This is a genomic window from Yersinia rochesterensis, assembly GCF_003600645.1.
Classification (GTDB): domain Bacteria; phylum Pseudomonadota; class Gammaproteobacteria; order Enterobacterales; family Enterobacteriaceae; genus Yersinia; species Yersinia rochesterensis.
The window spans coordinates 1,121,673-1,135,228 of sequence record NZ_CP032482.1 but is presented as its reverse complement, the minus strand read 5'-3'; the positions used below and the strand labels follow the sequence as shown (position 1 = coordinate 1,135,228).

Here is a 13,556-nt window from a genome sequence, read left to right as displayed (position 1 = left end):
TCACATTTACTTAACGCTAATCACAAAAAAACCCGCATTGTGCGCTGGTGAATCCCCAGAAAAAAGGACAGGCATAGAGAAAATATGATCTACTGATTGTGCAACCAATTCAGCGAGATCAACTCTATGCCTGCCCGTAAAGTATGCCAGAACTTTTTCCGGGGCGCTTTAGCCCCGTTTCATCAATATCGTCAAAATGCCCTGATTGATGCAACCGTCGCATTGACGCGTGGCGCTTCTCTGACCCTGACCAGTATCGGACGCCATCTGCCGGGAACCGCTCAGGTAAAACACAAGATAAAACGGGTTGACCGGCTGTTAGGTAATACGGCTCTTCACCATGACATCCCTCTGATATTTCGTAATATTACTTCGTTACTTACGCGCCGACTTCCCTGGTGTGTTATTGCTGTTGACTGGAGTGGTTATCCCTCACAGGCATTCCACGTCTTACGCGCCAGCCTGATTTGTGATGGTCGTTCCATCCCGTTAATGAGCCAAATTGTTCCCTCGCATAACCAACAGAATGCATTGATACAAAAAGAGTTCCTGAATTCTATCGCCACCGCTATTGCGCCTGATAAAAAGGTACTCATCGTCACTGACGCCGGTTTTCAAAATGCCTGGTTTCACCATATTAAATCATTGGGTTGGGATTTTATCGGGCGAGTCAGAGGCAATATCCAGCTCCGGCTGGATAAAAAAGGTGAGCACTGGTTCAGGCGGCAGGAATTATCGGCCAGTGGCAAACCTGAATATCTGGGGCCGGGGACACTCGCACGTGCAGAATATGCCCGCTGTGATGGTCACTTTTACCTGCATAAAAAGGAACCCAAAGGGCGGCAGAATAAACGTGCCCGTTGCCGGATATCTCGCTATTCGCAGGAGCGGGACGGACGCGCCGCAGCAAAAGAACCGTGGCTTATTTTTAGCAGTACAGAGGAGTTTAAACCACGTGAAGTCATGAAGTTATACAGTCGCAGGATGCAGATAGAGCAGAATTTTCGCGATGAGAAAAGTGAACGTTTTGGCTTTGGGCTTCGCGCCAGTCACAGCCGCACAGCGGGGCGTATACTGGTGTTAAGTCTTCTGGCAACGTTAAGCACGGCAGTATTATGGTTACTTGGCTATCATGCTGAAAATAAAGGGTTACATCTGAGGTATCAGGCTAACAGCCTTAAGTCACGACGGGTTATATCTTATCTGACATTAGCGGAGAATATCTTGCGACACTCTCCGCTAATTTTAACGCGAACAGCACTGGATGCAGTTCTTAATCACCTCGCCAAAACCTACCGAAGTATGGTGTTGGTTTATTAGCGCTGAATTAGTGGGGATCCCTCAGCGCATTGTGCGGGTTTTTATTAGAAAAATTCAATCGGCCGAAATTATGCGTAAACCGGGAACCGGGCGCAGATAGCCAAAACTTTCTGTTTGATACGTTCGATAGTGGCTTCATCAGTGATGTTATCTAACACATCACACATCCAGCCAGCCAGCTCGCGAGATTCTTCTTCTTTAAAACCACGGCGAGTAATAGCCGGGCTGCCGATACGCACACCTGAAGTCACAAACGGGCTTTTCGGATCGTTTGGCACGCTGTTTTTGTTCACGGTGATATTGGCACGACCCAAAGCAGCATCTGCATCTTTACCGGTGATGTCTTTATCTACCAAATCAAGCAAGAACAGGTGGTTATCTGTACCGCCAGAAACCACTTTGTAGCCGCGATCCAGGAAGACCGCCACCATGGCTTTCGCGTTCTTAGCCACTTGTTGCTGGTAAACCTTGAACTCAGGTTCCATAGCTTCTTTCAGCGCAACCGCTTTGCCCGCAATAACGTGCATCAATGGGCCGCCCTGGTTCGCTGGGAACACAGACGAGTTCAGTTTTTTGTACAAATCTTCATCGCCGCCTTTCGCCAAAATCAAACCGCCGCGTGGGCCAGCCAGTGTTTTGTGCGTGGTAGTGGTCACGACGTGTGCATGTGGGACGGGGTTAGGATAAACGCCCGCAGCCACCAAACCGGCGACGTGCGCCATATCGACAAAGAACCATGCGCCGATGCTGTCGGCGATTTCGCGCATTTTTGCCCAATCAACAATACCGGAATAGGCAGAGAAGCCGCCGATGATCATTTTTGGTTTATGAATTTCGGCCTGACGCGCCATATCTTCATAATCAATTTTGCCAGATTCATCGATACCGTAAGGAACGATATTGTACAGTTTACCGGAGAAGTTAACCGGTGAACCGTGGGTCAAATGGCCGCCGTGTGCCAGATTCATCCCCAGAACAGTGTCGCCAGGTTTCAGCAATGCTGAGTAAACCGCCACGTTCGCCTGAGAACCAGAATGTGGCTGAACGTTGGCGTAATCCGCGCCAAACAACTCTTTTGCACGATCAATCGCCAGTTGCTCAACAATATCGACATACTCACAGCCACCGTAGTAACGCTTGCCCGGATAGCCTTCAGCATATTTATTCGTCAACTGAGAACCTTGTGCTTGCATAACACGCGGGCTGGTGTAGTTCTCAGAGGCAATCAGCTCAATGTGCTCTTCCTGGCGCACCACTTCTTGCTCCATTGCACGCCATAGATCTGCATCATAATCGGCAATGTTCATTTCACGCTTTAACATCCGGCTCTCCTGACTTAGCTAACAAAATAGATCTGGTGGACTGCCCTTCTGGGCTTTAAGACACAGTGTAAACTGTTTCCCCCTCGTTAAGATAGGTCTTGACAGAGGTTTTTACGCAAACGATTGGCTCCAGACTGCGTAAGGCTTTGACCTGTTCAGACTTCATTCAATGCAACGGAATTATCCTCATATTCATTATGTGCTTTTTTCACATTCTGTGAACTGACACGGCGGAGTCATCTCAGGTAAGGGCAATGTGCATTTACAAATTACAGGGCATTCTATAAGATGCATTTAAAATACATGTATTGATTTGCACATTAATAACACCCAAGTCATTGGCATTGCAGTCAGGACGCAGGGGATAAATCTTTAAGGAGCATCACATGCTGGATAGCCAAACCATCGCCACTGTTAAATCCACTATTCCGTTATTGGCCGCCACCGGCACCAAACTAACGGCACATTTCTATGACCGTATGTTCGCGCATAATCCTGAACTCAAGCACATTTTCAATATGAGCAATCAGTTTAATGGCGATCAACGCGAAGCCCTGTTCAACGCTATTTGTACTTATGCGGCAAATCTTGAAAATCTGGCCGTTTTATTGCCCGCAGTTGAACGTATTGCCCAGAAACACACCAGCCTAAACATTCATCCCGAGCATTATTCGATAGTCGGTCATCATCTGATAAACACACTGGATGAGTTGCTCTCACCGGGCCAGGAAGTGTTAGATGCCTGGGGTAAAGCTTATGGGGTGCTGGCTGATGTGTTTATTACGCGGGAAAGTCAGATTTATCAACAAGGTGAGTCTGCAACTGGTGGCTGGCGAACCTTGCGCCGTTTCCGCATCATTAAAAAAGAGATGCAGAGCGAAGTGATTTGCAGCTTTTTATTAGCACCAGAAGACGGTGGTCGAGTGCTGGATTTCAAGCCAGGCCAATATTTGGGCATCTATATCGAAGATGAGCGGCTTGAATATCAAGAAATCCGCCAATATTCCCTGACCGCTGCCCCTAACGGAAAAACCTACCGCATTGCGGTGAAACGCGAAGAACAAGGAACGGTTTCAAACTATTTGCACCGTGAATTGAACGAAGGGGACAGTGTTCGCATCGCCCCTCCTCGTGGCGATTTTTTCCTGGATATTACGCCGGAGACACCTGTGGCGCTGATTTCTGCCGGTGTGGGTCAAACCCCAATGTTAAGTATGCTTAATACCCTGCATAAACAGCAACATTCCGCGCCGATACATTGGTTACATGCGGCTGAAAATGGACAAGTTCATGCTTTTGCCGAGGAAGTCGCCGCGATAGCAGAAAATATGCCCAATATCAGCCGCCATGTTTGGTATCGCGAACCAACGGAGCAGGATAAGCGCGGGGAGAATTATCACAGCGAAGGATTAATGGATCTCAGTTCACATCAGTGGCTCGCAGCCGATCCCAACCGACATTATTACTTCTGTGGCCCACTCGCTTTTATGCAATTCGCCGGCCGCCAATTATTGGCGCAAGGGGTAGCATCCGAGCGAATTCATTATGAATGTTTTGGCCCACATAAAGTCATTTAACCATTGAATTTTATTTAACTTCACAGGGGATGCTCTCAGTGCTCCCCTGCATATCTGTTATAAAAAAACCTTCTACTTATTGCTTTTAAATGTGGTAGAACGTGATTTAGATCTCATATATCCTAATTTAATATTGCCACGATGAGGCATTCGGATGAATGTCTAAATATTCATACAACTGAAAATTAATAGTGTGGCTAACTTTGTCCCTCACTATTCATTGCCCTGTCATTCGGGGTGAATTAAGGCTGAATTGATCTACCATGAGCAAGAAATTCATAAAAAAAGAAGGATTGGCATTGGTATCCATGGCGCGCTATCTAATTGGTGAGTGCCCTGGCAATCGGCTTAAAACTATTGATGAGTTATCCGATAATTTCGGTATCTCCGTCGGAGTAGTACAGCATGCTTTAAAAGTGCTGGAAGCGGATGGCGCTATTATTGTTGAACGCCGTGGCCGTAATGGAACCTTACTGGTTGATCTGAATATGCCGCTGTTGCTGCAACAAGCGGATCTGGGCAATATGGTGTGCGCCATGCCACTGCCTTACACCAAGCTTTATGAAGGTTTGGCCAGTGGTTTAAGAGAGCAATTTACCTTACTTCCCCTTTATTTTGCCCATATGCGTGGGGCAGAAGTGCGGATTGAATGTCTGATAGACGGCATTTATGACATGGCGGTGGTTTCGCATCTGGCAGCTAAAAGTTATCTCGACCAAGGAAAAGTCGCATTGGCGTTGAATTTGGGCAATGGCTCTTACGTGGATGGTCATCAACTTATTTGCCGCCGTGGCGAACAGCATAAAATTCGTAGAGTCGGGTTAGATCCGCGCTCACCCGACCAATGTCTGCTGACTGAAATTAAATTTGCCGGGCAACCTATAGAATTAGTCGAATTACCTTATAGCGACTGTATCGCACATATAAACCGTGGTGATATTGATGCCGCCATTTGGAATCTGGCAGATAATATTTCCCATGAAGGTTTACAGGCAATAAAGCTGCAAGGCGATGAGCGTTATATTCAAGCCTCGCAAGCCGTTATTCTTATCCGGCCCGATAATCACCCCATCAAATTACTGCTGGAAAAAGGGATTAATGAAACATTGCTGCTTAACCACCAGAGAGCTGTACAGCACGGCGAGATAGAACCTCGCTATTAATTATATCAATCTGGCAGAAAGCCAAGCTATTTTCAGGAGGCCACTCTTTGAAGATTTGTATTAATGCACGTCTTAATATTTTGTGTCAGTCAGGGGTTATTGATCACGATATCGGCCAAGGATTAGACCAGGTTATCAATCGCTTAGAGCATTTTTGGCAATTGCCAGTGCAGAGTGAGCAAGGTGTTATGGCGATCACCCATATGGCGAATGCATTAATGCGTACCCGCCATGGTGAAGAAATCCCCCCGCTGGACCCAGCAATATTAGCGGAAATTATCCAAAGGGAAGAAATTCACTATATCCGAGAGATAAATCAGGATTTGTTGGCCTATTTCTCCCTAAAACCAGCAGAAAATGAGATTGGATATTTACTCGCTAACCTTTACGGTTTATATCTTTCTAGTGACACGCCCCTGCTGCGTTAAAACATATTGGTGGGGGTGATGTGCGGAAATACAACACTAGGTTTTTTTCATTATAAATACTCAAAATAATAATAATTTAACAGTCATTATTATGCAGGACGACCAAGAGAAAAAATATTTAAAAAATTCTATTAAAACAAATTGTTATGCTCATTGGTGCGGCTATCTCATTCTGACACCAGGGAAAATTTCAGCCCCGCAGCGATGTTATCGAGGTGGAACAAACTAAAGCCAATAACTTTAGCGTTAGAAATAAAAAAAGCCCGTATCGTTTTGTGACGATCGGGCTTTCTTATTGGATAACAGACTGAAGTTAAATAGCTTCTTCGTCTTGTTCGCCGGTACGAATACGCACCACACGGGAGACATCAAAGACAAAAATTTTGCCGTCGCCAATCTTACCAGTCTGAGCCGTTTGCATAATGGCCTCTACACAGGTATCCACGATATCGTCAGCAACAACAATTTCGATTTTTACTTTTGGCAAGAAATCCACCATATATTCAGCGCCACGGTACAGCTCGGTATGCCCTTTCTGGCGGCCAAAACCTTTTACTTCTGTCACCGTCATCCCGGTAATACCGACTTCAGCCAGTGCCTCACGGACATCATCGAGTTTGAATGGCTTAATAATCGCGTCAATTTTTTTCATGGTGAATCCCTGTTTTACCAATTCTTGCGGCCAAAGCCTGATGTAATCGGATAGCGTCTATCTTTACCAAAGTTGCGGGCAGTGATACGCGGCCCGACAGCAGACTGACGCCGTTTGTATTCGTTGATATCTACCAGGCGGATGACTTTACGCACGATAGTTTCATCAAAACCGTCAGCAACCAAATCGGCCACTGACTTATCTTGCTCGACATACCCTTCGAGAATGGCGTCCAAAATATCATAAGGTGGCAGGCTATCCTCATCTTTCTGATCAGGCGCCAGCTCCGCTGACGGTGGCCGGGTAATCACCCGCTGCGGAATCACGTATGAAACGGTATTACGATATTCGGATAGTTTAAATACCAACGTTTTGGGCACATCTTTCAGCACATCAAAACCGCCCGCCATATCACCGTACAATGTGGCGTAACCGACCGCCATTTCGCTTTTGTTACCGGTAGTTAATACGATGCTGCGGCGTTTGTTTGACAAGGCCATTAGGACCACCCCACGGCAGCGCGCCTGAAGGTTCTCTTCCGTTGTATCGCGCTTGCTGCCAGCAAACATCGGTGACAATTGCCCCATAAAGGCATCGAACATCGGCTCGATAGAGAGCACATCAAATTCGACACCCAAAATTTCGGCTTCTTCTTTGGCATCAGCAATACTGATATCGGCGGTGTAACGGAACGGCATCATCAATGCCTGAACTTTATCTTTACCCAGCGCGTCCACAGCAATCGCCAGTGTTAATGCTGAGTCAATCCCGCCCGATAGGCCAAGAACCGCGCCATTGAAGCCGTTCTTCGTCACGTAATCGCGCACCGCCAAAACCAATGCCTCATAGACCTGGGCCAACGGCGGTAACTCTGCGGCAGGCGCTGTCATCGGCACCACGTCACATTCATTGAATTGCAATAAAGTGGTTTGCTCGGCAAATGCCGCCAAACGGTGGGTCATATTACCGGCGGCATCGAAGACTTTAGAGCAACCATCAAAAATCAGCTCATCCTGACCACCGATTTGGTTGAGGTACACCAGTGGCAATCCAGTGCGCTGGCAATGAGCCGCCATCAGCGTTTTGCGGATATAGGGTTTTTCCCGATTGTACGGAGAGGCATTGATAGACAACACAATTTCCGCACCAGCGGCTTTCACCGCATCGACCGGGCCATCAAACCATAAGTCTTCACAAATCAACAGACCAAGACGATAGCCCTTCAGCTCGACGACACAGCTTTGATGGCCGGCGGAGAAATAGCGTTTTTCGTCGAAGACACCGTAGTTGGGTAATTGCTGTTTGAAATAGCGCCCCTGCAATTTACCATCAGCAAACAGTGATAACGCGTTATACAGCTCGCCCTGTTCACGCCATGGGTGCCCGACCAACACCGCCGTCTGCTGCGTTGCCGCCTGCAAACGATTTAATTGCGCTTCGCAGCGTTGATAGAAATCATCACGATACAGCAGATCTTCTGGCGGATAACCGGACAAAGCCAGCTCGGAGAACATGACTAAATCAGCTCCCGCCTTCTGCTGCTCATGTAAAGTCTGCAACATGCGTTCAGTGTTGCCTTCGATATCGCCGACCAGCCAATTTAACTGGGCTAATGCAATGGAAAGTGATCTGCTCATTAGGATTTAAACTCGGTTGTCAGTGTTGTCATTGATTAACAACAGTTATTCTTTGAAATCGTTGGCATCTAGCTCATGGCGCGACAACAATTTATAAAACTCGGTACGGTTACGCCCCGCCATCCTTGCAGCCTGAGTCACATTACCTTTAGTGATTTGTAGCAGTTTACGCAAATAATTCAATTCGAATTGATTTCGGGCCTCAACAAAGGTTGGTAATGCTGTGTTTTCCCCTTCCAATGCCTGTTCAACCAAGGCCTCACTGATAACAGGCGCAGAGGTTAATGCCACGCATTGCTCAATCACGTTAACCAACTGGCGCACATTACCCGGCCAGCTGGCGGTCATGAGCCGTTTCATAGCATCGGTTGAGAAGCTACGAACAAAGGGCTTATGCCGTTTCGCTGATTCACGTAATAAATGGTTAGCTAACAACGGAATATCTTCTGAGCGCTCATGCAGCGCGGGGATCTTGAGATTCACTACATTCAAACGATAGTAGAGATCTTCACGAAATTCATTTTTTGCCATTGCTTTGGGCAAATCACGGTGAGTCGCTGAAATGATCCGCACATCAATACTTAAATCACGGTTACTGCCCAATGGGCGTACTTTGCGCTCCTGCAAGACTCGCAGCAATTTCACCTGTAAAGACAGCGGCATATCGCCGATTTCATCTAAGAACAGTGTCCCGCCTTCGGCGGCCTGAAATAGCCCTTCGCGGCTACTAACTGCACCGGTAAACGCGCCTTTAGCATGGCCGAATAACTCGGATTCCAGTAACTGCTCTGGCAGTGCACCACAGTTGATGGCAATAAAAGCCTTTTTCGCCCGTGGGCTGGCAGCATGAATAGCTTGCGCCAACACTTCTTTACCTGTGCCGCTTTGCCCATTGATCAACACGCTGACATCCGATTGCGCCACCATTTTGGCTTGCTCCAGCAAGCGCAACATTACTGGGCTGCGGGTGACTATCTCTTCACGCCAAGTATCATCACCGGCAGGAATAGAAAGTTCTAGCGCTGCATCAATTGCTTTATATAAAGCATCACGATCAACTGGCTTGGTCAGGAAACTGAACACTCCCTGCTGAGTGGCGGCCACGGCATCAGGAATGGAACCGTGGGCGGTCAGAATAATCACCGGCATACCCGGTTGATGCTTCTGAATTTCAGCAAATAGCGCCATGCCATCCATTTCATCCATACGCAAGTCACTGATAACCAAATCAATTTTCTCACGCATTAACAAGCGCAATGCTTCCTGCCCGCTTTCGGCGGTGGTGACATTAAAACCCTCACTGGTTAAACGCATCCCCAGCAACTTCAGTAAGCTGGGGTCGTCATCAACCAGCAGTAGATTGGCCGGTTTGCGTGGCGTCATGAGATTCCTTATTCGTCGCAGGTGGAACATCAGTTGGGGGGACTACTGGCGGTGTATAAGTATCAGCCGGTTTTTCTCCCGGTTGCGGCGCAGGTTTATTGTCTGCTGGTGACTCTGTTGGCTTATTTTCAACCGGAGCAGGCGCGATAGGTTTAGTTTCAGTCGGTTTAGCTTGAACTGGCTTGGTTTCGGCCGGTTTAACGTTCGCAGGCTTAGTTTCAACCGGTTTGACTGGCTCTACTTTTGACTGAGAATCAGCCTCGGCTGACTTAAGTGCCGCTGCGGCTGCAGCTTTGCTATCCGCATCAGTTTCAGGAATCTCATTTTGCATTTGCTTACGTGATGAAAGCTGCCGTTCAATATCGGTTAGATTTTCCAGCTTGCGGGTGGTATCTAATAAATTATATTGCAACCGAACCTGGCTTTCTCTCAGACGGTCAATTTGCGCGTCGGATTCCTCTTGCAAGCGCTGATAACGCGTGCGCTCTTCAGCCAGAGAAATGCGCAGCACCTGCTGCTCACGCCACAGTTGAATCAGTGGGCGCACAGCGCCGGGGAAGCTTTGAGTATAACTGTTTAAGCGCTCAACCACCTGACGGCGCTCAGCAATCGAAGGTTCAGAGCTGCTCACCAGAATACCCTGCTTAAAGGCGGCTGACCAGGTGACGACCGGTAAAGACGCGGCTAATGCTCGTGCTTGAGTTGAACCCAAACGCTCAGCACAATCCATCGCCCGCAGCCAATAAAGGGAGTTTTCCAGTGTCTCTTTATCATCAAGACTCCACAGCACATCGCAGGGTAGAGTTCGATAATCAATGATTTTCGTTTCCGGTATCACCATCTGAACTGCTTGGGAAAAACGGCCAACGGTCGGATTATCAGTACATCCCGTGAGTAATAGCGGGGCCAGCAATAAAGCTCGCCAAAAAATACCCGAGCCAGACTTACCCACCAGCTTATTGGCGGTCGTTGATGTCCGGCATGACAAAAAGACGGTCTTTTTCATTATGTTGCGCATAGACCATTTGTACATTATTTATTCATTCTCGGCGGTTAATGGCAATTCAACACGGAAGCAGACTGCTGCGTAATCCACTGACACCAATTGCAAGTCACCCTGCATACGTTTGATGCAGTCCTGAGCAATACTCAACCCCAGCCCGCTGCCTTTGACAGCCCCTTTTCGCTGATGGCTTCCCTGGAAAAAAGGCTCAAATATCATTGTTTCTTCAGATACCGGGATCGAGGCTCCGGTATTGGCAATATCAATTTGCACGCGGTTATTCACCTGACGGCTACGAATCCAAATGGTACCGGATTCCTCACCATAGTGCACCGCATTGGAGTAGAGATTATCTAATACCCGCATCAATAGTGTTGGATCGGCCCAACAAATGTCCGCCTTTAAGTCCGTCTCGGTGCGAATCATCTTAGCTCGTGCCGGTAAGCTATGGGCCGAAATCACATCTTCGACCATTTCTACCAGTTCAACATTTTCAAGCTCACCGGGGCCATCGGCCAGTTTACGGTTATAGTCCAATAATTGTTCAATTAATAATTGTAAATGGCGGCTACTATTATCAAGGATAGCCACCACCTCTTTCTGATCTTGAGTCAGCGGGCCGGCAACCTCATCGGCTAACAATTCAGTACCTTCGCGCATACTGGCCAGCGGTGTTTTCAACTCATGGGAGATATGGCGCAAAAACTCATGGCGCTGTGATTCAAGCCAAGCTAAACGTTCGCTGAGCCAAATAATACGCTGTGCCAGAGAGCGCAACTCGCGCGGCCCCTTAAACAGCGCGGTATTGCCCAGTGGCCGCCCTTCCCCCAGCCGATTAATCATTCGCTCGATGCCCTTAACCGGCCCGATAATCATGCGGGTGAATAACACCACCAACAGCACACTGACCAAAAACAGTAACAAGGATTGCCAACCAAAAAATTGGCCGCGTTCGGCAATATCTTTTTGTAACTGTTGCCCACGGGAGAAGATTACATCCCTCGTCGCCTGCACCATTTCGGCATTCGATCGGGAAAATTGCTCTAATAAAGTTGAAGCGTTTTGCTCTGGGCCGCTATTTTTACATTGGATATCAGAAAGTTGGGTCAGCAACCCACGCAACGTTTGGTAATAGCGGGCATCGGGCAGAATCGGGGCATGGGTATCCAGCATTTGAGCGTACTGTTTACGCTGATGCTGATAGAGCTTAGCCAGCGTTACATCATCTAACACACAGTATTGACGATAGCTGCGCTCCATTTCGAGCGCCACGCTGGTCATCGCTTCGCTGCGGCGAGCATCAGCCAACGTAGTGCGGTTAATGTCAGCCGCTTGGGTGCTCAGATGGTCAAGACTTTGATAAGCCTGATATGCCAGCACCAATAAAGGGAGCAACACCAACAGAAATGCCATGAGTACCAATTGCCGTAAAGAACGGGGGAACAAACGCCATCTTTTCAACGAAATCATCTCATTACCTATCATTCTGTTGTGATGCTAACTGACTCAGCCAGGATTACAATGCCTGTGACCCAATTTATGCGGGCATGTCCGCAACTTGTCTGTTTGGTTGGCAACTTGTCCGCTTGATTAAAGTAAAAAAAAAGCACTTAGCGTGAGCGAAGTGCTTTAAGTTAAGGCTGCTTATCCATTATCGTCATAATCATCATCAGGCCTGCTTTTATCGTCAGTTGCCGTGAAAACGGGAAGCTTTACCTTATCTTTGACCATAATAAGATGTGACAACGGGGCAATAAATTGCCCCGTCGCAGAATATGTGGATGCCCTTAAATATCGTCTCCAGTTTGATGAAGCCGAGGCAATCATCGGGAGGATGAGACGAATAGCATCCAGATATGTCCAATATTGATGAACTACTCATCACAGTAGGACATAGGCGGCACCTCACTCAACGTGTCGTCCGATGTTTGATATGTGCATTCACACAATATCGGTTTAAGTGGACGATAGGCACCAGTCTTTGGCATCATTCGGTGGCTTATGAAGTGCATATTCCGCTTGACGGCGGGACTATCATAAAGAGGTGAATGAGCAACTAATAAAGATATTGCAGGTATCGTGCCAACTTCACACAAACAAACATAACACATTGATTTTAATTAATATTTAATTTAACCATTAAATGAGAAAATCAATATCACTCACCAAATAGGGGGATAAATCTTTGTTTTGTCGCTAATCCCCGACACTCAATGACTAAAAAAAATAAACCCATACAAATCAAACAATTAAATGTCTCCCATTTGAGACACACTAACCCGCCAGTGTCGCAACTTCCCGACAAAACAAATAAAAGCATTAATAATCAACAAATTAAAAACCGCTTTCTTACTGCACCCTCTAAGCTTCAAAGCAAAAAACATTATCAACTCATTACCTAACAGCCAAAATTACTATCGCATTATAAATTATGATATTTAATCACCATAAAAAATAGGTCACGCTAATTATCTGGCTCTGGTCAATGTTAAAAATCGCCAAAAGTCAGAACACGCAAACACCGGTAACAGCTTATGCCGATAAAAGTGGCTTATCGTTTTTACCGCAGAGTTTCTCTATTACCCAGTCATTAGAGAGGTACTCACATGAGAATTATCCCTACCATATTCACTAGCGCAATGGGCTTCATAATAATTTGCTTGAATGCTAGCGCCATCAAGCCACCACTTGAGGTTATGAATGTAACTACAAAATTAATTAAACCAGCGAGTAGTTTCATGATGTCTGACAATACTGCCCCCCCCCCACCTTTCAAGTCGAGGATATAAAAGATAGATATGCATTGGTGGAAGGGAGAGCAAAAGTTAAATTCAATATAAGCACAGATGAATATATCAATTACTTCGCTTATGTCAGAAAAAACAATACGTTATATGGAGAGGCTTCCGGATATATTAACCATTCATCAAAAGACGTTACCCTTTTAACGAATGAGGTTAATAGTGGAGATTACGAATTAGTTGTAGAGGTTTATAATAATGACAAAAAATCATCGCAACAAACATTTGATATTAGATTAGGGCAATAAGATAGAAAATTGCATTGTATAA

11 protein-coding genes are annotated in these 13,556 nt (G+C 46.7%); 5 read left to right on the top strand and 6 right to left on the bottom strand.

The window, feature by feature from the left end; all coding sequences use genetic code 11:
- Positions 1-126 precede the first annotated feature (126 nt).
- Positions 127-1,320: an IS4 family transposase gene (locus DXZ79_RS05330; RefSeq protein WP_050292482.1), complete on the top strand. Its 1,194-nt coding sequence runs from the start codon at positions 127-129 to the stop codon at positions 1,318-1,320.
- A 68-nt stretch (positions 1,321-1,388) separates the two neighbouring features.
- Here DXZ79_RS05330 and glyA read toward each other — a convergent pair whose 3' ends face one another.
- Complete coding sequence (gene glyA, locus DXZ79_RS05325) at positions 1,389-2,642, bottom strand: serine hydroxymethyltransferase (RefSeq protein WP_038635494.1); 1,254 nt, start codon at positions 2,640-2,642, stop codon at positions 1,389-1,391.
- A 386-nt stretch (positions 2,643-3,028) separates the two neighbouring features.
- Here glyA and hmpA point away from each other — a divergent pair, with 386 nt between their 5' ends.
- From hmpA to DXZ79_RS05310, 3 genes are all read left to right on the top strand, one after another.
- A complete protein-coding gene (gene hmpA / locus DXZ79_RS05320) occupies positions 3,029-4,219 on the top strand; it encodes an NO-inducible flavohemoprotein (RefSeq protein ID WP_038635496.1) in 1,191 nt (396 codons plus the stop codon).
- A gap of 263 nt (positions 4,220-4,482) precedes the next feature.
- Complete coding sequence (yhfZ, locus tag DXZ79_RS05315; protein ID WP_038635498.1) at positions 4,483-5,382, top strand: GntR family transcriptional regulator YhfZ; 900 nt, start codon at positions 4,483-4,485, stop codon at positions 5,380-5,382.
- A 47-nt stretch (positions 5,383-5,429) separates the two neighbouring features.
- Positions 5,430-5,810: a PRD domain-containing protein gene (locus tag DXZ79_RS05310; protein WP_038635500.1), complete on the top strand. Its 381-nt coding sequence runs from the start codon at positions 5,430-5,432 to the stop codon at positions 5,808-5,810.
- Between the two features lie 313 nt (positions 5,811-6,123).
- Here DXZ79_RS05310 and glnB read toward each other — a convergent pair whose 3' ends face one another.
- The 5 genes from glnB to DXZ79_RS05285 are packed head-to-tail and all read right to left on the bottom strand — an operon-like array spanning position 6,124 to position 11,955.
- Positions 6,124-6,462, bottom strand: a complete 339-nt coding sequence (gene glnB, locus DXZ79_RS05305; protein ID WP_002231018.1) for a nitrogen regulatory protein P-II — start codon at positions 6,460-6,462, stop codon at positions 6,124-6,126.
- Between the two features lie 14 nt (positions 6,463-6,476).
- Positions 6,477-8,099, bottom strand: coding sequence for an NAD+ synthase (locus DXZ79_RS05300; RefSeq protein ID WP_120011139.1), 1,623 nt, complete (start codon positions 8,097-8,099; stop codon positions 6,477-6,479).
- 45 nt (positions 8,100-8,144) lie between these two features.
- Positions 8,145-9,482 carry a two-component system response regulator GlrR gene (glrR, locus tag DXZ79_RS05295; RefSeq protein ID WP_005159455.1) on the bottom strand — a complete coding sequence of 446 codons (1,338 nt, stop codon included), beginning with the start codon at positions 9,480-9,482 and terminating at the stop codon, positions 8,145-8,147.
- Positions 9,445-10,488 (bottom strand): two-component system QseEF-associated lipoprotein QseG, encoded by a 1,044-nt coding sequence (gene qseG, locus DXZ79_RS05290; RefSeq protein ID WP_072089053.1) that lies wholly within the window; start codon positions 10,486-10,488, stop codon positions 9,445-9,447. Before qseG ends, glrR begins: the two co-directional genes overlap by 38 nt.
- 30 nt (positions 10,489-10,518) lie before the next feature.
- Positions 10,519-11,955 carry a sensor histidine kinase gene (locus tag DXZ79_RS05285; protein WP_038635508.1) on the bottom strand — a complete coding sequence of 479 codons (1,437 nt, stop codon included), beginning with the start codon at positions 11,953-11,955 and terminating at the stop codon, positions 10,519-10,521.
- A 1,336-nt stretch (positions 11,956-13,291) separates the two neighbouring features.
- Here DXZ79_RS05285 and DXZ79_RS20790 point away from each other — a divergent pair.
- Positions 13,292-13,534, top strand: coding sequence for a hypothetical protein (locus DXZ79_RS20790; RefSeq protein WP_144404285.1), 243 nt, complete (start codon positions 13,292-13,294; stop codon positions 13,532-13,534).
- Positions 13,535-13,556: the final 22 nt, after the last annotated feature.

Excerpts from the sequence above, each read along its gene's own strand:
- glrR (WP_005159455.1), bottom strand. The coding sequence starts at position 9,482 with ATGACGCCACGCAAACCGGCCAATCTACTGCTGGTTGATGACGACCCC.
- DXZ79_RS05285 (WP_038635508.1), bottom strand. The coding sequence starts at position 11,955 with ATGATTTCGTTGAAAAGATGGCGTTTGTTCCCCCGTTCTTTACGGCAA.
- glnB (WP_002231018.1), bottom strand. The coding sequence starts at position 6,462 with ATGAAAAAAATTGACGCGATTATTAAGCCATTCAAACTCGATGATGTC.
- glyA (WP_038635494.1), bottom strand. The coding sequence starts at position 2,642 with ATGTTAAAGCGTGAAATGAACATTGCCGATTATGATGCAGATCTATGG.
- qseG (WP_072089053.1), bottom strand. The coding sequence starts at position 10,488 with ATGAAAAAGACCGTCTTTTTGTCATGCCGGACATCAACGACCGCCAAT.
- DXZ79_RS05330 (WP_050292482.1), top strand. The coding sequence starts at position 127 with ATGCCTGCCCGTAAAGTATGCCAGAACTTTTTCCGGGGCGCTTTAGCC.
- yhfZ (WP_038635498.1), top strand. The coding sequence starts at position 4,483 with ATGAGCAAGAAATTCATAAAAAAAGAAGGATTGGCATTGGTATCCATG.
- DXZ79_RS05300 (WP_120011139.1), bottom strand. The coding sequence starts at position 8,099 with ATGAGCAGATCACTTTCCATTGCATTAGCCCAGTTAAATTGGCTGGTC.
- hmpA (WP_038635496.1), top strand. The coding sequence starts at position 3,029 with ATGCTGGATAGCCAAACCATCGCCACTGTTAAATCCACTATTCCGTTA.